This window comes from Polynucleobacter sp. AP-Ainpum-60-G11 (genome assembly GCF_018688375.1).
In the GTDB taxonomy this organism is placed as follows: domain Bacteria; phylum Pseudomonadota; class Gammaproteobacteria; order Burkholderiales; family Burkholderiaceae; genus Polynucleobacter.
This window is the reverse complement of record NZ_CP061318.1, coordinates 1174868-1193258: the sequence shown is the minus strand read 5'-3', so window position 1 is coordinate 1193258 and position 18391 is coordinate 1174868. Positions and strand designations below refer to the sequence as shown.

Annotated in this window: 25 protein-coding genes; 11 read left to right on the top strand and 14 right to left on the bottom strand. The window is 45.8% G+C overall.

Annotated features, from left to right (window positions below; genetic code table 11):
- Both FD971_RS06205 and FD971_RS06200 read right to left on the bottom strand, forming a co-directional pair.
- Nucleotides 1–738, bottom strand: coding sequence for an ABC transporter substrate-binding protein (locus FD971_RS06205; protein WP_215333401.1), 738 nt, complete (start codon nucleotides 736–738; stop codon nucleotides 1–3).
- A gap of 71 nt (nucleotides 739–809) precedes the next feature.
- Nucleotides 810–1022: a hypothetical protein gene (locus tag FD971_RS06200; RefSeq protein ID WP_215333400.1), complete on the bottom strand. Its 213-nt coding sequence runs from the start codon at nucleotides 1020–1022 to the stop codon at nucleotides 810–812.
- 208 nt (nucleotides 1023–1230) lie between these two features.
- On the opposite strand from FD971_RS06200, the gene FD971_RS06195 reads away from it, so the two are divergent.
- Genes FD971_RS06195 through FD971_RS06185 form a run of 3 tightly spaced genes read left to right on the top strand, consistent with a single transcriptional unit; the run spans nucleotide 1231 to nucleotide 3863 of the window.
- Complete coding sequence (locus FD971_RS06195) at nucleotides 1231–2088, top strand: LOG family protein (protein ID WP_215333399.1); 858 nt, start codon at nucleotides 1231–1233, stop codon at nucleotides 2086–2088.
- Between the two features lie 38 nt (nucleotides 2089–2126).
- A complete protein-coding gene (locus FD971_RS06190) occupies nucleotides 2127–2642 on the top strand; it encodes a hypothetical protein (RefSeq protein WP_215333398.1) in 516 nt (171 codons plus the stop codon).
- Nucleotides 2643–2645: 3 nt separating this feature from the next.
- Nucleotides 2646–3863, top strand: a complete 1218-nt coding sequence (locus tag FD971_RS06185) for an NAD(P)/FAD-dependent oxidoreductase (protein ID WP_215333397.1) — start codon at nucleotides 2646–2648, stop codon at nucleotides 3861–3863.
- Between the two features lie 24 nt (nucleotides 3864–3887).
- On the opposite strand, the gene FD971_RS06180 is transcribed toward FD971_RS06185, so the two are convergent.
- On the bottom strand, nucleotides 3888–4277 hold the full coding sequence (locus FD971_RS06180; protein WP_215333396.1) for a group II truncated hemoglobin: 390 nt from the start codon (nucleotides 4275–4277) through the stop codon (nucleotides 3888–3890).
- Between the two features lie 104 nt (nucleotides 4278–4381).
- Between FD971_RS06180 and FD971_RS06175 the strand changes: the two genes are divergently transcribed.
- On the top strand, nucleotides 4382–4906 hold the full coding sequence (locus tag FD971_RS06175) for a phasin family protein (protein ID WP_215333395.1): 525 nt from the start codon (nucleotides 4382–4384) through the stop codon (nucleotides 4904–4906).
- A 57-nt stretch (nucleotides 4907–4963) separates the two neighbouring features.
- On the opposite strand, the gene FD971_RS06170 is transcribed toward FD971_RS06175, so the two are convergent.
- Both FD971_RS06170 and FD971_RS06165 read right to left on the bottom strand, forming a co-directional pair.
- Entirely contained in the window at nucleotides 4964–5215 is a 252-nt protein-coding gene (locus FD971_RS06170) for a TIGR02450 family Trp-rich protein (protein WP_251368595.1), read from the bottom strand.
- A gap of 312 nt (nucleotides 5216–5527) precedes the next feature.
- Nucleotides 5528–7111, bottom strand: coding sequence for a rhodanese homology domain-containing protein (locus tag FD971_RS06165; protein ID WP_215333394.1), 1584 nt, complete (start codon nucleotides 7109–7111; stop codon nucleotides 5528–5530).
- Nucleotides 7112–7439: 328 nt separating this feature from the next.
- On the opposite strand from FD971_RS06165, the gene FD971_RS06160 reads away from it, so the two are divergent.
- Nucleotides 7440–7628 (top strand): hypothetical protein, encoded by a 189-nt coding sequence (locus FD971_RS06160; protein WP_173942993.1) that lies wholly within the window; start codon nucleotides 7440–7442, stop codon nucleotides 7626–7628.
- Nucleotides 7629–7679: 51 nt separating this feature from the next.
- Here the strand turns inward: FD971_RS06160 and FD971_RS06155 are convergent, their stop codons facing one another.
- A complete protein-coding gene (locus FD971_RS06155; RefSeq protein WP_215333393.1) occupies nucleotides 7680–7979 on the bottom strand; it encodes a DUF1330 domain-containing protein in 300 nt (99 codons plus the stop codon).
- A gap of 84 nt (nucleotides 7980–8063) precedes the next feature.
- Here FD971_RS06155 and mmsB point away from each other — a divergent pair, with 84 nt between their 5' ends.
- On the top strand, nucleotides 8064–8945 hold the full coding sequence (gene mmsB / locus FD971_RS06150) for a 3-hydroxyisobutyrate dehydrogenase (protein WP_215333392.1): 882 nt from the start codon (nucleotides 8064–8066) through the stop codon (nucleotides 8943–8945).
- Here mmsB and selD read toward each other — a convergent pair.
- The 5 genes from selD to FD971_RS06125 all read right to left on the bottom strand — a co-directional run bounded on the left by selD (nucleotide 8942) and on the right by FD971_RS06125 (nucleotide 12904).
- Nucleotides 8942–10003 carry a selenide, water dikinase SelD gene (gene selD, locus FD971_RS06145; RefSeq protein WP_215333391.1) on the bottom strand — a complete coding sequence of 354 codons (1062 nt, stop codon included), beginning with the start codon at nucleotides 10001–10003 and terminating at the stop codon, nucleotides 8942–8944. The two genes, mmsB and selD, sit on opposite strands and share 4 nt — an antisense overlap.
- Nucleotides 10004–10053: 50 nt before the next feature.
- Nucleotides 10054–11337, bottom strand: a complete 1284-nt coding sequence (locus FD971_RS06140) for a DEAD/DEAH box helicase (RefSeq protein ID WP_215333390.1) — start codon at nucleotides 11335–11337, stop codon at nucleotides 10054–10056.
- A gap of 107 nt (nucleotides 11338–11444) precedes the next feature.
- Entirely contained in the window at nucleotides 11445–12023 is a 579-nt protein-coding gene (locus FD971_RS06135; RefSeq protein ID WP_215335256.1) for a hypothetical protein, read from the bottom strand.
- 22 nt (nucleotides 12024–12045) lie between these two features.
- Complete coding sequence (locus FD971_RS06130; protein WP_215333389.1) at nucleotides 12046–12465, bottom strand: YbgC/FadM family acyl-CoA thioesterase; 420 nt, start codon at nucleotides 12463–12465, stop codon at nucleotides 12046–12048.
- A 16-nt stretch (nucleotides 12466–12481) separates the two neighbouring features.
- Entirely contained in the window at nucleotides 12482–12904 is a 423-nt protein-coding gene (locus FD971_RS06125) for a GNAT family N-acetyltransferase (RefSeq protein ID WP_251368594.1), read from the bottom strand.
- A 184-nt stretch (nucleotides 12905–13088) separates the two neighbouring features.
- Here FD971_RS06125 and FD971_RS06120 point away from each other — a divergent pair, with 184 nt between their 5' ends.
- Nucleotides 13089–13670 (top strand): hypothetical protein, encoded by a 582-nt coding sequence (locus FD971_RS06120; RefSeq protein ID WP_251368593.1) that lies wholly within the window; start codon nucleotides 13089–13091, stop codon nucleotides 13668–13670.
- An 87-nt stretch (nucleotides 13671–13757) separates the two neighbouring features.
- Here the strand turns inward: FD971_RS06120 and FD971_RS06115 are convergent, their stop codons facing one another.
- The 3 genes from FD971_RS06115 to FD971_RS06105 all read right to left on the bottom strand — a co-directional run bounded on the left by FD971_RS06115 (nucleotide 13758) and on the right by FD971_RS06105 (nucleotide 15693).
- On the bottom strand, nucleotides 13758–13982 hold the full coding sequence (locus FD971_RS06115; RefSeq protein ID WP_046330336.1) for a molybdopterin-binding protein: 225 nt from the start codon (nucleotides 13980–13982) through the stop codon (nucleotides 13758–13760).
- Nucleotides 13983–13990: 8 nt separating this feature from the next.
- Entirely contained in the window at nucleotides 13991–14806 is an 816-nt protein-coding gene (locus FD971_RS06110) for a substrate-binding domain-containing protein (RefSeq protein WP_215333388.1), read from the bottom strand.
- A gap of 65 nt (nucleotides 14807–14871) precedes the next feature.
- Nucleotides 14872–15693 (bottom strand): substrate-binding domain-containing protein, encoded by an 822-nt coding sequence (locus FD971_RS06105; protein WP_215333387.1) that lies wholly within the window; start codon nucleotides 15691–15693, stop codon nucleotides 14872–14874.
- A 75-nt stretch (nucleotides 15694–15768) separates the two neighbouring features.
- On the opposite strand from FD971_RS06105, the gene FD971_RS06100 reads away from it, so the two are divergent.
- The 4 genes from FD971_RS06100 (at nucleotide 15769) to FD971_RS06085 (ending at nucleotide 18343) form a co-directional block, all read left to right on the top strand.
- Nucleotides 15769–16794, top strand: coding sequence for a substrate-binding domain-containing protein (locus FD971_RS06100; RefSeq protein WP_215333386.1), 1026 nt, complete (start codon nucleotides 15769–15771; stop codon nucleotides 16792–16794).
- 110 nt (nucleotides 16795–16904) lie between these two features.
- Complete coding sequence (locus FD971_RS06095) at nucleotides 16905–17294, top strand: cytochrome c5 family protein (RefSeq protein ID WP_215333385.1); 390 nt, start codon at nucleotides 16905–16907, stop codon at nucleotides 17292–17294.
- 4 nt (nucleotides 17295–17298) lie between these two features.
- Nucleotides 17299–17574, top strand: coding sequence for a SemiSWEET transporter (locus tag FD971_RS06090; RefSeq protein ID WP_215333384.1), 276 nt, complete (start codon nucleotides 17299–17301; stop codon nucleotides 17572–17574).
- Nucleotides 17575–17650: 76 nt separating this feature from the next.
- Entirely contained in the window at nucleotides 17651–18343 is a 693-nt protein-coding gene (locus tag FD971_RS06085; protein ID WP_215333383.1) for a fumarylacetoacetate hydrolase family protein, read from the top strand.
- Nucleotides 18344–18391 lie beyond the last annotated feature (48 nt).

Sequence of the window (18391 nt, the reverse complement as noted above, 5' to 3'; positions counted from 1 at the left end):
TTATTCAGCAACTTTGGCACCCTGAACTTGGTGGCGTTGCATTGCCTCTCTAATAAATCCAGAAGCCTTTAGTGCTTCGATCTCAGTGCTGAGGTAGGCATTGGTTTTTTCAAAATCCACCCGCGCTTTAGGAATGCCAATAGCTTGATTGATCACCATGAAGCGACCTGGCAGCAAGCGCAAGCCTTCATAACGTTGTGCATCGCTTTCTAATTGTTGTTTAACTCCGGCGGCAACATTCCCGACTCCGGACATAAAGTCATCAACTACTGCTTGAGAGTTGGCTGAGCGTAGCAAGCTCGCTTGTTTGATTTCACGGGTGAGATAAAGGTCATAGGCACTGCCTTTACCAACCACAATTTCATTGCCTGGCGCATCTACATCTTCATTCTGATGCAGTGGCGAAGAGTCCTTCACCACATAAGCCCCCTCAATCTGAATGTAAGCAGGTGTATAGCTAATATCGGCTCCACGGACTGGATCGATTGCCACAAATACCAAATCTACCGCTCCCGATTTGACAGCCTCAACAGTAGCTCCTGCCATTGGGTAGCAAGTAAAAACTATTGGTAGCTCTAGCTTGCTGGCAATGTGATTGGCTATATCGACCGTAATCCCTTTGGGATTCCCTGTATCGCCATCTACGCTAGCTAAAAGAGGGTTGCCTAAATTAATGCCCACGCGCAAGATACCGGTGGGTGCAAAAGAGCTAAGTAATGCTGGATTAACTTGATTCATTTAAAAAGGGCGCAAATAAAAAGTTACAAAAAAACCGCGGCGAACCGCGGCTTATTTCTCTCTGGAAGAGATTATTTCTTAGCGTCGGCCGCTGGCGCTGCTGCAGGAGCGGCTGCGGGCGCAACTGGAGCTGCCGGAGCATCCTTCTTAGCCTCTTCCATGTGTGCTGCCTCAGCACCATGCTTTTCGCCACCCATATCAATGTCGCCATCGCCTTTGATGAGTAAGTAGGCTGTAGCACCAAGTAATACTAGTACCATGATGATGATTGAACGGTTGCTCATTGCTTTTCCTTCGGTTTGGTTAATATCTTCTAATATTAACGCTTGAAGTGCTGGCGGTAAATCCGAATAAGCCCTAGAAGCCAAATTAATGCAATATTCTAGGTAGTAATACTAATTTTGATGGTGTATCTCTGGACCTCATCGTCAGGCGGATGATATCCAGAATCTACATGAAGCCATTTTTAAAGCTTGGAAAAAAGGTCCAAAGATGAGTCCCAGACTCCCTGTAAATAACTCTCAAACTATCACTGATTTTCTGAATCTTCAGAGAAGTCAGTTGGAAGAAAATAATTCTGAAGATTCCTATCGATTTGCATTTGATGATCAAGCCTTTTTAGCTCGGCGCGAGACTTTGGGCCTGCGCTTTCAGTTGGAGCTATTGAAGCCCGAGATCTTATTGCATGAGCATGGCATTGAACACACGATTACGGTATTTGGCTCTACGCGTTTTGTGAGTTGTGAAAAAGCCCGAGAGCTAGAAAATAGCGCGACAACTCCAGAAGCCATAGCTGAAGCAAAGCGAGCATTGCTGCACTGTAAGTACTACGATTCAGCAAGAGAGTTCGGCGCTATTGTGGCTGGCTATAACGCTACCCAATCAGAGGATAGAAATAAGTTGCATATCGCTACTGGTGGTGGACCCGGAATAATGGAAGCTGCCAATCGTGGTGCTTTTGAGGCTGGTGATAAGAGCATTGGTTTTAATATCAGCCTGCCGCGAGAGCAAAATCCTAACGCTTACCTAACGCCAGGCCTTAGTTTTCGTTTTCATTACTTTGCTATTCGCAAAATGCACTTCATGTTGAGAGCGAGGGCGATTGTGGCCTACCCAGGGGGTTTTGGTTCCTTTGACGAGCTCTTTGAGGTGCTCACCTTAATGCAAACTAAAAAGGTTCAGCACTTTCCGATCATCCTGGTTGGAAAAGCATTCTGGCAAGAGGTCATTAATTTCAAACAAATGCTAGAGCACGGTGTTATTGAGCAGGCCGACCTGGATCTCATCCATTTTGTTGAGACTGCCCCAGAAGCTTGGAAGGTGATTTGCGACTGGTATCAGTTGGCCTAAAGTGCCAGAGAGAACTGTAAAATACACGCACAGATACTATGACTATTCCCAATACCGTAACCCTCACCTCCGAACTGGACCTACCAGCCTATTTGTTTGGGATAGCCATGCTACTCGTGGTGATGCTAGTACATGGGCTTGCATTACTCCAAATTGCTAAGCGCTATGAGGTGAAGTCATTTCTATATCTTTCGGAGCATAAGTACTCTTCAGTAGCTCTCGTGTTTTATATCAGTGTCCTGTGTTTATTTCTGACGCACATCTTTGAAATTATTCTTTGGGGAATTTCGCTCAGAGCATTTAATCTCTTGCCCAATTTAGGTGAGAGTATTTTATTTAGTGGCAGCACCTATACCGCCATGGGTTTTATGGATGATCTCTTGCCTAGTGGTTGGAAAATGTTAGCAATCATCATCGCCTTCTCAGGCATGTTTGCCTTTGCTTGGACTGCTTCAGTGATGATCTCCATGACCAAAAATTTTCGGCAGGCTTATACCCGTTTGCATATGCAAAAACTCAAGCTGCCGACTGAAGTCATTGAGCGCTTTAAGTAAGCTGTGAGTAAAGTATGGGATGCCATCGTTATCGGTGGCGGCGCCGCTGGGCTCTTTTGTGCTGGGGTTGCTGGCCAATTAGATAAAACAGTTTTAGTGCTAGATCATGCCGACGTCTTATGTGAAAAAATTCGCATTAGTGGTGGAGGTCGTTGCAACTTCACCAATCTACACAGTAGCCCCGCTAATTTTCTTTCTTTAAATCCACATTTTGTAAAAAGTGCGTTGGCCCGCTACCCATCTCGGGAGTTCATTAAGTTAGTGCAGTCATATCGCATTGCCTATCACGAGAAACATCAAGGTCAATTGTTTTGCGATGATTCTGCCAAGCAGATTATTGAGATGTTATTAAGTGAGTGCGCTAAAGGGAATGTTGATATTCGTCACCCAGTGATAGTGGAGTCAATCTCCCAGGAAGCCGGTGTATGGATTGTAAAGACCAGTACTGGCACCGAGAGATCTAAGTCGATAGTGATGGCGACAGGTGGCTTACCAGTTCCCGCTATTGGAGCAACAGCCTATTCCCTAGATATTGCCAAGCAGTTTGGTTTGAAAGTGGTGGATCCACGTCCCGCTTTGGTGCCTCTCTCATTCACCTCTGGGGAATTTGATCATCTGATGGCCTTGTCTGGTCTCAGCTTGCCGGTTCGTATTGCTGCAGGATCAAAAGGCATGCGCTATGGAGCCTGTCGCTTTAATGAGGATCTGCTCTTAACGCATAAAGGCCTCTCTGGCCCTGCTGTCTTACAGGCTAGTAGTTACTGGGTGGAAGGCGAGGCAATCCATATTGATTGGCTGGGTGCAGTAGAGGCCAATGGGCGCTTCAGTTGTGATGAGCTATTCAATCATGAAGACAATCGCCTTAAGTTGACCGAGAACATTCTGGCCTCGGTGATGCCACTGCGTTTAGCAAAGGCATTTGCCGAACAAAGAAATCTCTTGGGTAAAAAGTGGGCTGAGGTTTCCAAAAAAGATAGACAGGCACTCAAAGAGCTCATCACCAATTGGTCGGTAAAGCCGGCTGGAACTTTAGGTTGGAAAAAAGCAGAGGTGATGCTAGGTGGGGTAGATACCAAAGAGTTAGATGGCCAAACAATGATGTCTCGAAACCATCCTGGTCTCTATTTCATTGGTGAGTGCGTTGATGTAACTGGGCACCTAGGGGGTCATAATTTCCAGTGGGCCTGGGCCAGTGGCTTTGCTTGCGCACAGGCAATATAGGGCCGCCCTAGAGTGGCCAATGTATTAGTTTGGCTGGTTTCTCATCCAGTCAGCTGTATTAAAAAAAGACTCCTCTAGCTGCGCGCCAATCTGACCATCAATGCCGCAGTCTTCCATGGCTCGATACATACAGGCCAGCCATTGATTGCGCTCTGTTAGACCAATCTTGAAGGGTAGATGCCTAGCCCGCAGCATGGGATGACCATACTTAGGTGAGTAAACGTCTGGACCACCCATCCATCCTATTAAAAAAAGCTTAAGTTTATCTCTGGAGTTGGATAGATCTGGGGAGTGCATGGCCCGCAACTCAGCAAAAGGCTCCTCTAGAGCCATCAAATCGTAGAAGCGGTCGACCAATTCTTCAACCTTTGCCGCACCGCCAATAATCTCGTAAGGGTTTTTTCTTTCGCTCATATCCTAATTTTAATGCCTATACAGCAGGGAATTGGCAAGTTTCTGATTTGGGTATAGAGTGGAAATGTAAGGCAATATCCAAATTCAACTAAGGGAGAAAAGTAATGGATAAGAAGGATATACAAGCTTGGCAACAAGAAAAGGCAAAGGAGTTATTTGCGTATTCCCATAAATTATTGGATGCAGCAAAAGATCTGAGCGCACACCATCTTGAAGAGATTCAGTGGGGCATGAAAAATGCCATGGAGAGCGCCAAGTCAGCCGCCAAAAATGATCTTACTAAGCTTAAGGAGCTGCAAGAGTCAGCTACTAAAGAGGCGGCAAAGCGTGCGACGGTGTATCAGAAGAAAGTCAAATCCGTCCTAAAGGATATTGGTGACGATGCTGCCGATGGCACTGAGAAACATTTAGAAAAAGTGCGTAGCTCTTTGGTGAACTGGCTTGAGGATGTTGAAGGTAAGATCCCAGGCCATGCCGATAAGTTATCCAAAGTAGTTCATGACATGTCGACCGCTGGTCAGAAGATGTTTAAAGAGGGCCGAAAGATTGTTAATCAAGTAGCAGATGCTGCTGAAAAAAACATTGAAGAGCTCAGAAGCTCTGCGGATACTAAGAAGAAAACGAAGTAAGAATTTCTGAGGTAGTTTGTAGTAAAAAAGCCGTCTTCACATAAGACGGCCTTTTTTTTATACCCAACCCTGAAGCCAGATATCAGTTTCTTTCAGATCTCGCCAGGGAATCACTTGTGTGCTCTTATCAAAGACGGCCTCTAGTTCGATGAATTCAATCGCAGCATCCGGAAGTTCAGGAAGAATGACTTTGCTGACTAAGAAATGTTTTCGCTTATGACTGGGTTTCACTGCCGTCCATTTGCTTAGCAGGAGTTTCTTTGGGTTTAGAGGATTTTGCTGTTTAGAGGGCATTGCACTGAAATTCATTTGTATTGCTAATCAGCTTTCCAGAGCTGGGTGTAAAAACATTGCTAGATGTCTGTATTTGAGCGGGGCACTTTAAATCAAAGTAACTCAAAGTACCTAGGCTGCCACAGTAATCAAATTGACGGTCCTGAAACTGCATCTGCGCTTTTTTAAGAATCATGGTTGACTTAGCCCCAGCGCTATCGGTGCATGTCCAGGTGGTGTAAGTCTCCCTGCTGCAGGCCAAAAGTCCGAGTGATAGGGCTAAAAGAGTAATTGTTTTATACATAAGCATTCTAAATTGGTGGCGCGTACTAGCGCCACCAGATTGGATCACAGTACCCAGAAGTGATGCGTGCCATCTTTACCCAGTTGCTCAACTAAGCCAAACTCCCAATCAAGATAGGCCTGCATTGCTGCTGGATCAACGCTAGTACCTTCGTATGGGCGCTTATAGCGATCTAATGGTGGTGATGCTAAATGGGTAGCACCCTTTTCAATTTCTAAACCGGCATCAATCCAAGCCTTATTGCCACCCACTAAGACAACGACTTCGGCAGTGGTGAGCGCCTGTATTTCTTGTGCAGCAAATACAGCAAGTTCACCTGTTGTGCTCGTGAGTACATAACGATTGGCTTGCGGCAGATTGTTCAATGCAAGCGAGAACTGTGAACGTAGTGCAAACCAGCTACCGGGTATATGACCCTTGACGTAATTTGCATGTGTGCTGAGATCGATGAAAATTGTGCTGCCATCTCCCGGCAACCATGAGGAAGCCGTCTTGACATCCACCGTTTGAATACTCGGCATGCTGGGCAGGGAAGGGATCCAGGAACCCTTCTCGCTGAGATCTGCAGCTTCGATATCGTCAATGACATATACATCCCAAGCCATCTGAGCAAGCCATGAGGCTGGCATATTTGCTCTCACGCCACCGGGATCGGATAACACGATGCGTGCGCCACGAACTGGGGCGACCATTTCGGTTTCTTGTACTAGTTGTCCGCCAGGCGTCGAGCGGAATCCGGGTAGGTGACCCGCTTCATATTCTTCAGGAGTTCTGGTGTCAAAGAAGTAGGTGGTTCGTTCAGATTGAGATTTCCATTTTTCAATGTCAGTCAGATTGACACGCTTCACACCAGCCCGATCAGCAACATCACGAGCGCGTTGAGCAGCCTCGATTGCAGTGCTTTCGCTAACTTCTGTAAATTTGCGACTTTGCCCTTTGTCTAACTCCTGACCGGCCAAGGTCCACCCAATTGTTCCATTACGTAAAGCTTTGACCTCGTTGGGGATGCCCGCATTAATCAGAGATTGGGTGCCAATGATGCTCCGTGTTCTTCCAGCGCAGTTGACGATGATCTTCGTCTTTGGATTGGGTGCGAGCTCTGGAAGGCGTAAGACCAACTCAGCTCCTGGTACGCTGATACCAGTCGGGATGCTCATGGTTTGATATTCATCAAAGCGGCGCACATCCACCACCACCACATCTTCTTTGTCATCAATTAACTTCTTTACTTCTTGTGCAGACAAAGAGGGCGTATGTCTTTTGGATTCTACGAATTCACCAAAAGATTTGCTGGGAACATTGACATCCTTAAAGACTTCTCCGCCAGCCGCTTTCCATGCTGGAACTCCGCCTTCAAATACGAATACTTCTGAGTAACCGAGTTCAGAAAGTCTTTGCGCTGCCAGCTGCGCAGCGCCTTCGCCATCATCGAGCGTAACAATGGGTACATCTTTTCTAGGCAGCTTGCTAAATGCATCGACCTCAATACGGGATAGCGGGAAGTTGGCTGCAAATAAAGGATGCTCTTGAGCATGGGGATCTTCTTCGCGAACATCTAGTAGTGCAATTTCTTCTTTTTTAAGCAGCTTGTTTCTAACAAAAGCGTAATTTTGATATTTGATAGTCATCTCTTTTTCTCTGTATTCATTGCATTTACCGATTGAAATTGGATTCAATCAGCAGGATTTACTTTGCCGCAGCACTGCTGCGCTTTATTTCAGGACTTGTGCTGCCCTGGAGTTAAAAGGGGTGTAACTGCCTGTTTTATCGGCAAAACAAGGGATATTTCTGAATTTCACGTGTGTCTCCGTTAGTTTTTATATTTTTTCTATTTTGGGGGTTTTATAGCATCTAAGAGTTATCCCTGATATTACCGGTGAAATCCAGTGGTTTTTATGGGGATATACTAATTCCGAGCTCAATACTCATACTTTGATTAGAAACATAGGAGACAAGATGTCACAACACGATACATTGTTGGCTGCTTTTGAAACATATAAAGCAGAAAACGAAAAGTTCATTGAAAAAGGCGTTAAGGCATCTGCAGCGCGTGCTCGCAAAGCTTTACAAGAGATTGCTGGGGCATGTAAAGAGCGTCGTAAAGAAATTACAGCCGCTAAAGAAGCGATGGAAGCTAAGAAGTAATTCGTCTTACTCCGAGTTGAATTCAGCCTGGCCCCCACAAGGAGCCGGGCTTTATTTTGATTCGCTGATGGAAAATAGCGTCAGCTTCATCGCCTTTGTTCTGATGGGTAGCAAATTTTGATATTCCGGGCTACTAGCCCAAGCCTGGGAGTCCGCTAGGCTAGGAAACTCGAGCTCCACAAAGGCGCTAAAGGAGCCACAATGTAATTCATTCCAGAGGAATGCATTAAAAGATCCACGTGATGCAATTTTTCCCCGATACAGGGCTACTGTATCTCCCACTTGAGAGCGATACTCCTCAAAAGCCTCTAGGTCATTTAACTGAATCAGGCCAATCACTTTGATGCTCATGCCATTCCCCGGTAATTTATTCGACAAGTTTATAAGCAAGCTATAGTGAGATCTTAGAACTGCATCATCTCATTAGGGGCATATATGAAAGTCGCATTCTTGGGTTTGGGTAATATGGGACTGCCCATGGCCCTCAATTTAATTAAGGCAGGGCATCAAGTCCACGGCTTTGATCTGGTGCAGGCTCAGCTCGATGCTTTTAAGGCTGCTGGTGGCGTTTCTGCGCACAGTGCATCAGAAGCTACTAAAGATGCTGAGGTCATCATCAGCATGCTCCCAGCCTCGCGCCATGTGGAGGCTTTGTATTTAGGTGATTCTGGTTTACTTGCTACGGCGAGCCCTAAGGCCTTGCTGATAGATTGCTCTACGATTTCTCCGAAGGTTTCTCAAGTTGTGGCTGCGGCAGCAAAAGCTAAGGGCTTTGCCATGATTGATGCACCGGTATCTGGTGGAACGGCAGGAGCCCAAGCGGGCACCTTGACCTTTATGGTGGGTGGCGATTCAGCTGCTGTTGTGCGTGCAAGGCCATTGCTAGAGCAGATGGGTAAGAATGTCTTTCATGCGGGCGCAAATGGTAGTGGCCAAACTGTTAAGGTCTGCAACAACATGCTGTTGGGTATTCAGATGCTAGGGACTAGCGAGGCATTGCGTTTAGGCATAGCCAATGGCATGGACCCCAAAGTGCTCTCAGATATTATGTCCAAGAGCTCGGGACGTAATTGGGTCTTGGAACTCTACAACCCTTGCCCCGGCGTTATGGAGAATGTGCCATCATCTAAAGCTTACGCAGGAGGCTTTGGCGTAGATTTGATGTTGAAAGATTTGGGGCTGGCGACCGAGAATGCAGGCGATCTAGACGCCAGTGTTCCATTAGGAGACTTAGCCCGCAAGCTTTACGAAGTTCACAGTAAAGCGGGTAATGGACAACTCGATTTCTCGAGTGTCTTTAATTTAAACGCAGATTAAAGCAAGACCTTTAGATGCTGTTCTTGCTTGTCCACCATTTTTCCAATGACGCGCGCGCTAGCAAAGTCGTGCTTCTGAAAGATTTCTAAAACAGCGTCAACACTATCTGCGCTGCATGATACGAGTAGGCCACCGCTAGTTTGAGGATCTGTGAGAAGAGCTTGTTGTGCAGGAGTAAATTGCTCTGGCAAGCAAACCTCTAATCCATAACTTTGCCAGTTACGATCTGATGCGCCGGTGATGATGCCTTGATCAGCCAGGCTTTGAACATGAGTTAGCAGGGGAACTGCTTGCCAATCAATTTGTGCGGTAAGTTTTGAACCTCGCGCCAATTCTAGGGTGTGACCCGCTAGACCAAAACCTGTTACGTCGGTTAAGGCATGCACACCGTCTAACTTAGCAAGTGCTGGCCCTGCAGAATTTAACTTCGTCGTATTGGCGATCATCTCTTGATAACCAGTATCGTCCAATAGATCTTTTTTGAGTGCAGCAGACAAAATGCCTACGCCTAATGGCTTGCCTAAAATGAGAACATCTCCTGCCTTAGCTGCAGCATTACTCTTCACGCGCTTCGGATCAACAATGCCGATAGCAACTAGGCCATAGATCGGCTCAACTGAATCAATGGTATGACCACCTGCAATCGGAATTCCGGCTGATCTACAGGCTTCAGCACCGCCTTCAAGAATCCGCGCGATAGTTGCATTAGATAGCACTTTGATTGGCATACCTACTAGTGCCAAAGCAAATAGCGGCGTGCCACCCATCGCATAAATATCGCTAATGGCATTGGTAGCAGCAATCTTGCCAAAATCAAATGGATCATCCACGATAGGCATAAAGAAATCGGTTGTAGCAACAATTGCTTGCGACTCATTAATTTGATACACAGCTGCATCATCAGAGGTCTCAATACCGATCAAGAGCTCTTTAGGAAATGGTAGTTGTGGAACGCTTTTCAGAATCTCTGAAAGCACCCCTGGGGCAATCTTGCAGCCACAGCCACCGCCATGTGAAAGAGAAGTTAGGCGAGGCTCTTGAGGGTGTGCAGTGTTCATGTTCATTAACTCAATAAATCAAATCGTATTGGTGCAATATTAGTGGGATTTTATCGATTAAAACTACGCTTTGGTGGGCTACCACGTTTAGCTGCAGGCTTGCCTCCGCCATTGCCCCCTCCAGCATTGCCTGGTCTAGGCTTTCTGGATTGTTGATGCTGTTGACTACGCAATTGAATGGGTTGTGCCACTGCATTTGGATCTGGTTCAAATCCAGCAATGACTTCTTGTGGCAGCTTTTGTTTAATGAGTTTTTCAATATCTTTGAGCATCTGATGCTCATCAACGCAGACCAAGGAGACTGCAACGCCATTCGAGCCCGCTCTACCGGTTCTACCGATACGGTGAACGTAGTCTTCGGAGACGTTAGGTAAATCGTAGTTCACCACATGGGGGAGTTGATCAATATCGATACCGCGTGCCGCAATATCCGTAGCAACTAAGACGGTGATTTTTCCATCTTTAAAGTCTGCCAATGCCTTGGTGCGAGCACTTTGACTCTTATTGCCATGAATGGCCATAGCAGTGATGCCATCTTTCTCGAGCTGGGTCACTAATTTATTAGCGCCATGCTTGGTACGAGTAAAGACGAGAACTTGTTGCCACTGATTACTTTTAATCAAATGTGCCAACAAAGGATGCTTTTGGTTTCTATCTACAGGATGAATGAGCTGAGCAATTGCTTCATTAGTGCTATTGCTACGCGCCACTTCAATTAATGCTGGTGAATTCAGTAAGCCATCAGCTAAGGCCTTAATCTCTGTGGAGAAGGTTGCAGAAAATAATAGGTTCTGACGTTGTTTAGGCAGTGCTGCCAAAATCTTTTTAATATCACGCAAGAAACCCATATCCAACATGCGATCGGCTTCGTCCAGAACGAGGATTTCAATATTGGCGAGTGAAACACAGTTCTGTGACATTAAGTCGAGTAAGCGACCTGGCGTTGCCACCAAGATATCTAGCCCTGCTGCAATAGCTTTGATTTGGGGGTTCGCGCCGACACCACCAAAGATCACGGTAGATTTCAGGCCCGTATATTTTCCGTAGGTTACAACGGACTCTTGAACTTGTGCGGCTAGTTCGCGGGTAGGGGTCAAAATCAACACACGTAATTGACGTTTGCCACCAGCTTTAGCAGTACTGCATAAGCGCTGAAGAATTGGCAGGGTAAAGCCAGCTGTTTTACCAGTGCCAGTTTGAGCGGCAGCAAGCAAATCTCCGCCCTTTAATACGGCAGGGATAGACTTTTCTTGAATGGGGGTAGGGCTGGTATAGCCTTCCTCGCTAATCGCGCGAAGAATTGATTCTGATAAACCGAGATCTGTAAATAACATAGGGGCCAAATAAATATTGACCCGTATTCAATTAAACGACTGTCCCGGTCAATGGGGTGAGCTGCCACACTTGCAGTGTTTGCAGAAAGAGTCGCTATTTTAAGCTATCAGGCTGCATTCCAAAGATTTGGTGTTACGAAATTGGCATAACCCGAGATAAATAATTTTTCCGCGCCTGTAATGGGATCAAACACCGCGCGCTGAATACGACCAATATTGCCGCCATATACATGGATGCTGATAGAGGTTTGGTCGCTTAATGCATTCTCTACAACGTGGATGTCATGTGTGTTGGGGGATACGGTAGCAACTTGACCTGGCTCACAAAGGAAGGATTCATCCGCTTTGAAGCTGCCATCAGTTTGTTGGTAGTAGTTTGCGCTACGCTCTTGCCCGCGTAATTGTCCGACCATCCCCCACACAGTATGGTTGTGAAGGGGTGTTTTTTGGCCAGGACCCCAGACAAAGCTAACGACAGAAAATCGATCTAGTGGATCTGCATACAGCAAGTATTGCTGGTAGTACTGTGGGTGTGGCTTGCAAAACTCCACCGGAAGCCAGTCATCAACACGAATCAGATTTTCCAGAAGCGCTTTCCCTTTGGAAAAAATAATCTCTTCGCTAGGCTTACTCTCTAAGAGTATTGCGAGTGCTTTTACAAAAGTGAGCAACTTACCTTCTTGCATTGAAGTCTCTTTAGTAATGATGTTATTGATCGGCTGCAAACAGCCAATCAGGAAGGCCCTTGGGTTTTAGGGTGGTGGTGTCAACACAGACAATATGAAGAACTGCGCTAGCAATCAGCTCTGGTTCAAGTCCCTCAACAATTCGTTTCGCTGTTTGCTTTACTGCGATTTGGGTTCGTCCACGATGCTCGATGACTTGATCAATGCTGAGCAGATCATCTAGGCGTCCTGGCCTATGAAAGTTCATGGTGATTTCACGAACGGGCAGAACGATTCCAAATTCATTAACCAATTTGCTTGGGCTTAAACCTCTTTGTTGAAGCCATTCTGAGCGACTGCGCTCAAAGATCTCTAAATAGCGGGCGTGATACACAAATCCTGCGGCATCGGTATCGGAGTAGCAGACACGAAAAAGGAAGGGTGGATGATTGGACTGAGTCATATGGATGATGATAACTTTAGATAATGAGCATCATATCGCGATGCGCGATACCTGCCTCGTCGTAGATATCGCCTTGGGCAATAAAACCAAATCGCTCATAAAACGGAATGGCGGATAGTTGGGCGTGTAACTCAAACTGAGTGATGCCTTGCGCTTTACCCTTGGTTATCAATGCATTGAGTAATTGACTCCCAATACCCTCTGATCTGTGCGCAGGAAGTACCGCCATGCGCCCAATTCTTCCGATATTCTCAGGCATGCTAGCTAGGCGAGCTGTACCAATGCATTGCGAGTTCAGGTAGGCAAGGGCATGTTGGGCGGTCAAGTCAAACTCGTCTAGCTCCATCTCTTCTGGAACCCCTTGCTCTTCAATAAAGACACGCTTTCGGATTGGCCAGGCTGCTTGCTTGGCATCTGCCCAAGATTGAATCAAGATCACGTTTTTCCTCTCTACTATTTGCCTAGAAGCTCAATACGGCTTCAAGGCTTCAATGTAGCAAATTGCTGCAATTTAGGCTCTAAATAGGCGTTCTAAGGCGCGTAAGTAGGGTGCTTCATGGTTAAAATGAAACGGTGGCGCCAGAGGATTGGCTCCCATCACAAACCCTTATCTAGGAGTAATCTTGAAGAAATCTTTATTAGCTACATTAGTTGCCTCACTTGGCTTGGTTGTTGCAGGCTCCGCATTTGCTCAAGCTCCTGCAAAGATGTTGCCTTTAGCAGCAGAAGCAGTTGTATTGTCAGCCACCGTTGATTCAGTGGATGTTAAGAAACGTATCGTTGTATTGAGAGATGCAAACGGTAACCTAGCTCAAATGAATGTATCCAAGCAAGTAAATGATTTGGATAAAGTGAAGAAGGGTGATGTATTTGTTGTTGAGCATGCTCAAGCGATTGCCGTTGGTTTGGTGGCAGCTCCTAAAGATGCAAAGCCAGGTGTTTCTGGTGTTCGTTCAGTGGTGATTGCTGGCAAAGGTTCTGCAAAGCCATTTGAAGAGACTACTGATACTGTTTATGCAACTGTCAAGATCAGCACAATCGATGCTAAAACTCGTGTTGTGACATTCACATTGCCATCAGGCGAGAAGCAAAAAGTAAAAGTAGATCAAAGCGTCTTAGGTCTTGAGAAATTCAAAGCTGGTGACGACGTGATGGTTGAGTTTGTTGATGACACGGCAATTGGATTTGTAACACCAAAGAAATAAGCATTAAAAACTAATTCAGCATGAATAGTGCTGTAGTAGTAAATAAAAAAGGCCCGCATTGCGGGCCTTTTGCATATCAACTAAAGATTAAGCGTCTTTAGCAATCATGACATCAGATGCCTTAATTACAGCCCAGGCTTGATCACCAACCTTGAGATTGAGTTCATCTACAGCCTCATTAGTAATGGAAGCGGTAACAATGTGACCGGCACCAATATCTAATTTAACGTGGGAAGTGGTTTGACCCATCTTGAGCTCAACTACTTTTCCGCTGAGAGTATTGCGTGCGCTGAGTTTGACTTTAAGTTCCATGATTTCTCCTAGTGGACGTATTGTTTTGCGTAGACAGCATCATTGTAGAGGGCTTCTTTGTACTGCGTCTTGCCATAATTGCGAATAATCGCCTGACCTTCATCGGATGCTACAAACTGAATGAACTTGGCGGCGATGTCACGATTCTCCGTCGCACCCACTGGGGCCACCAAAGCATCATAGGTATTGACTAGGTAGGGGTCGCCGCGATACAAAATTTGCAAGTCAGGCGCGATATTTTTCTCCGCAACCCAGGTGCTGCTATCTGTCATGAAATAAGCCTTATCTGCATTCGCTCTCTTAAGTGATGCTGTCATAAAGTCATTTGTCACGATATACCAATTGCCTTCAGGCGTAATCCCAGCTTTCTTCCAAATATCCATCTCTTTTTGGTGGGTGCCGGATTTATCACCTCTGGAGATGAAATTGGCTTGCGCCTTAGCGATCTTGGAATAAGCATCTGCACCGCTGGTAGCAGATTTAATTTTTGCCGCATCTGCTTTGGGTCCAACAATATAGAACTCATTAGAACCAATCAGAGTTCTGCCAGTCGCCCATCCCTCAGCAATTGCTTTGTTCACACCATCTGGCGCATGCACCATGATCATGTCTACCTGTTGGGTTTTTAGCAGGTTGAGGGAAGCACCACTTCCAGCTTTAATCCACACCAAGCGAGCGCCTTCTTTCTTGTCAAAAGCTTCGCCAAGTTGCTGCAGTAGCCCTAACTCCCCAGGACTACCAGTTGCCAATTTAAAGCTCTTGCTACCTTGACCGTAGGTTGCCTCTACTTTTGGGGGGTTGGATTGCGCTAGCGATGTTTGCATTCCAATTCCTATTAGTAATGAGGTGATTAGTGTGCTGATCAAGAGGTGTGGATTTTTCATCTGAATTATTTCTTAGCGTTAGGGAAGAAAAGCTGCTCGCCACCAATTTGATAGCTGGCAATCACGTCTTGACCATTCTTAGAGGTAATCCAGTCGATAAATGCTTGGCCTTCCGCTTTTTTAACATGTGGGAATTTAGCCGGGTTAACCAACATCACGCCATACTGGTTAAATAATTTGGGATCGCCTTGAACCAAGATTGTTAGGTCGCCACGGTTTTTAAATGAAAGCCAGGTAGCGCGGTCAGCCAAAATATAGCCGTTCATAGCAGATGCAGTATTCAGTGCAGGGCCCATGCCAGAGCCGGTCTCTTTGTACCAGGCGCTAGGCGCTACAGTGATGCCAGCATCTTTCCAGTAGCGTAACTCTGCAGCATGTGTACCGCTCTTATCGCCGCGCGATACAAATGGTGCTTGAGCAGCAGCAAGCTTCTGAAATGCAACTTTAATATCTTTGCCGCCAGCAACTTTGGCTGGATCGGATTTAGGCCCAATCAATACGAAGTCGTTGTACATCACTTCGATTCGTTTAGTAGCATAACCATCGTTAACAAACTTCTCTTCAGCGGGTTTGTCATGAACAAAGACCACATCAGCATCACCACGACGACCAATATCAAGTGCTTGCCCAGTTCCAACAGCAACCACTTTCACATCGATGCCGGTTTTCATTTTGAAGATTGGCAACATGAAGCCAAAGAGTCCAGATTGCTCTGTTGAAGTTGTTGAGGACAGCACAATACTTTTTTCTTGCGCGTAGGCTGAGTTGCCCAGCAGCGCAAGTGCAGTAATGGCGGTTACGAGAATTCGGTTAAATGAGGATTTCATTTGAGTTCACTTCCCTTGGGTAGGTTCGGTTAAGATTTGTCATATTACAAAACATCAATATGCAAAAAATTACATATGAGAATTCAGATTCGGCCAACCCTCGTTTTTGGTAGTAAGAACACAAAAGATCCAGCTGTAGTGGATTTGGTATGGTTGACTGCCATATTGAAGGATATTGATCATGGCAAAACACTCATGTCTGCCTGTAAAAAAATGGGTCTATCGTATAGAAATGTTTGGCAAAAACTCAATGATGTTGAATTAGCCCTAGGATTTAAGTTAATGAATCGAGTAAGGGGGCATGGGTCTCAGTTGTCTGAATACGCCAGATACTTAATTCAATTTACCGAGGACTTTGATCAGAAAACAATGCGACTGGGTCAAACTAGCTTATTGCACCTAGAGGAGGGCTTTGCTCAATTTCGGGTGAATACGAAAAAACAATTACGTTTTGCTAGTAGTAGCGATCCTATTATTCAAAAAGCAGTTATTGATATTGGCGGCTTTGACTTAAGTACTGCAGGCTCGGGTGAGGCATTAGAGCGCTTGCTCAACTATGAAGTCGATATTGCGGGTTTCCATGTTTCTGATCCACAAAGCTCTCAAACTATTGCCAAGCGCCTGCAAAAAGAGGGGATGCAAATATTTCCTGTTATGAAACGGGTGCAGGGATTATTGGTGGCCAAAGGAAATCCACTTAATATTATTTCAGTAAAAGATTTGCTCGGACCGAAGATCCGTTTTATCAATCGGCAAAAGGGTTCTGGAACGCGCTTATTGCTCGATACTATTTTGACAAAAGAGGGTATAGATTCTCATGACATTAAGGGCTATATAAACGAAGAGTTCACCCACTCAGCAATTGCTACGGCAATCTTGGCTAAAAAAGCTGATGTCGGTATGGGCGTAAAAAGTATTGCCCTAGAAAATGGTTTGGATTTTATCCAGCTCAAAGATGAGATCTTTTTTCTGGCCATGAACCAGGACTTGAGTGCCAATAGCGACATTGCAAAACTCATTCGAAAAATCAGAGCCCTCTCGGGTGCAAGCCCAGGCTATAAGTCGATAGGATTACGGAAGCAGATTGCTGGCTGGCTTTAGGGTATCCATAATGAGCTTTCTACTTGAGCGGGATTTTGGCTTGGTCTGTACATTGGGTTAAAAATTGAGATACATTGTGGTCATTCACAACATTTTGTATTGGTATCGACATGACCCTATCTCTTCGCCCCTGGATCCTTGCTGCTAGCGTTCTCAGCTTTTCTGCCTTTGCCGAGCCTGGCGAGAATACCTATAAACAGGTTTGCGCAGCCTGCCACGCCTCTGGCGTCTTAAATGCGCCTAAGTTTGGCGACAAGGCTATGTGGGCTCCTTTGATTGCTGAGGGGCAGCCGACCCTGACAGCTCATGCTTACGTTGGCGTTAGGGGCATGCCTCCTAAGGGTGGCAATCCCAATCTCACAGTTGAGGGTTTCTCTGATGCTGTGGCCTATATGGCCAACAAGGCGGGCGGCAATTGGAAGACTCCAGATGCAAAAACCTTAGCAGCAATTAATAAGGAAATTGAATCACGTAAAGCCAGCCTCAATAAGAAGCCGTAATCGCATGAATCTGCAGCCACATCAGATTGAAATCATTGGCTACTGCGCTGCTTTTTTGACGACGATTGCTTTTCTCCCGCAGGCCATCCAATCTTGGCGCACCCGAGATCTCTCGGGAATATCGGTAGGGATGTACAGCTTATTTACTACCGGGGTAGGTTTGTGGCTCGTATACGGACTCATGATTGAGACTTGGCCTTTAATTTTGGCAAACGCCTTGACCTTTGCCTTGGCCTTTAGCATCTTGGTTCTTAAGCTGCGCACTAAACATCAAAAATGACCTTCCTTTAAGTAATGTCATAATGAATTCACACATTAATTTATAAAAAAATAGACACCCATTAGAAAGGCTACTCATGAGCACCGCATACGTTATTGATCCACCGATCGTCCCATCGCTACCTGTAGTGGGCGATACCCGTCGGTTTGCTGTCAACCGAATTTATTGCGTTGGTCGTAACTATGCTGATCACGCGCGTGAGATGGGTCATGATCCTGATCGTGAGCCGCCATTCTTTTTCATGAAGCCAGCTAACTCGATTGTGGCTGATGGCAAAGATATGCAATATCCAAACCTGTCAAATGACGTCCATCATGAAATCGAGATGGTTGTTGCGATCGGCAAGGGCGGGGCTAATATTCCGGCGGATAAAGCCCTCGAACATGTCTATGGTTATGGCGTTGGTCTAGATATGACTCGTCGTGACTTGCAAGGCGAGGCAAAAAAAATGGGTCGCCCCTGGGATACCGGTAAAGCCTTTGATCAATCTGCTCCTTGCGCGGCGATTACTCCTGCTGCTCAGTTTGGTCATCCAAACAAAGGTGTGGTCAAGCTGTTAGTCAATGGTGAAGTGCGCCAAGAAGGTAACTTAAACCAGTTGATTTGGAATGTCCCTGACACCATCGCTTATCTTTCTACCCTATTCACGCTTGAACCAGGTGATTTGATTATGTCTGGTACACCTGCTGGCGTTGGCCCCGTTAAAAAAGGCGACGTTCTTGAGGGTAGTGTTGAAGGCCTTACCCCACTCAAAATCAAGATCATTTAAATCAATAAATGAATCACTTGATATTAAAAATAAAAAAGTAGTTCAAAG

Coding starts and splice junctions, on each gene's coding strand:
- FD971_RS06205 (WP_215333401.1), bottom strand. CDS start 738: ATGAATCAAGTTAATCCAGCATTACTTAGCTCTTTTGCACCCACCGGT.
- FD971_RS06200 (WP_215333400.1), bottom strand. CDS start 1,022: ATGAGCAACCGTTCAATCATCATCATGGTACTAGTATTACTTGGTGCT.
- FD971_RS06195 (WP_215333399.1), top strand. CDS start 1,231: ATGAGTCCCAGACTCCCTGTAAATAACTCTCAAACTATCACTGATTTT.
- FD971_RS06190 (WP_215333398.1), top strand. CDS start 2,127: ATGACTATTCCCAATACCGTAACCCTCACCTCCGAACTGGACCTACCA.
- FD971_RS06180 (WP_215333396.1), bottom strand. CDS start 4,277: ATGAGCGAAAGAAAAAACCCTTACGAGATTATTGGCGGTGCGGCAAAG.
- FD971_RS06175 (WP_215333395.1), top strand. CDS start 4,382: ATGGATAAGAAGGATATACAAGCTTGGCAACAAGAAAAGGCAAAGGAG.
- FD971_RS06170 (WP_251368595.1), bottom strand. CDS start 5,215: ATGAATTTCAGTGCAATGCCCTCTAAACAGCAAAATCCTCTAAACCCA.
- FD971_RS06165 (WP_215333394.1), bottom strand. CDS start 7,111: ATGACTATCAAATATCAAAATTACGCTTTTGTTAGAAACAAGCTGCTT.
- FD971_RS06160 (WP_173942993.1), top strand. CDS start 7,440: ATGTCACAACACGATACATTGTTGGCTGCTTTTGAAACATATAAAGCA.
- FD971_RS06155 (WP_215333393.1), bottom strand. CDS start 7,979: ATGAGCATCAAAGTGATTGGCCTGATTCAGTTAAATGACCTAGAGGCT.
- mmsB (WP_215333392.1), top strand. CDS start 8,064: ATGAAAGTCGCATTCTTGGGTTTGGGTAATATGGGACTGCCCATGGCC.
- selD (WP_215333391.1), bottom strand. CDS start 10,003: ATGAACACTGCACACCCTCAAGAGCCTCGCCTAACTTCTCTTTCACAT.
- FD971_RS06140 (WP_215333390.1), bottom strand. CDS start 11,337: ATGTTATTTACAGATCTCGGTTTATCAGAATCAATTCTTCGCGCGATT.
- FD971_RS06135 (WP_215335256.1), bottom strand. CDS start 12,023: ATGCAAGAAGGTAAGTTGCTCACTTTTGTAAAAGCACTCGCAATACTC.
- FD971_RS06130 (WP_215333389.1), bottom strand. CDS start 12,465: ATGACTCAGTCCAATCATCCACCCTTCCTTTTTCGTGTCTGCTACTCC.
- FD971_RS06115 (WP_046330336.1), bottom strand. CDS start 13,982: ATGGAACTTAAAGTCAAACTCAGCGCACGCAATACTCTCAGCGGAAAA.
- FD971_RS06110 (WP_215333388.1), bottom strand. CDS start 14,806: ATGCAAACATCGCTAGCGCAATCCAACCCCCCAAAAGTAGAGGCAACC.
- FD971_RS06105 (WP_215333387.1), bottom strand. CDS start 15,693: ATGAAATCCTCATTTAACCGAATTCTCGTAACCGCCATTACTGCACTT.
- FD971_RS06100 (WP_215333386.1), top strand. CDS start 15,769: ATGAGAATTCAGATTCGGCCAACCCTCGTTTTTGGTAGTAAGAACACA.
- FD971_RS06095 (WP_215333385.1), top strand. CDS start 16,905: ATGACCCTATCTCTTCGCCCCTGGATCCTTGCTGCTAGCGTTCTCAGC.
- FD971_RS06090 (WP_215333384.1), top strand. CDS start 17,299: ATGAATCTGCAGCCACATCAGATTGAAATCATTGGCTACTGCGCTGCT.
- FD971_RS06085 (WP_215333383.1), top strand. CDS start 17,651: ATGAGCACCGCATACGTTATTGATCCACCGATCGTCCCATCGCTACCT.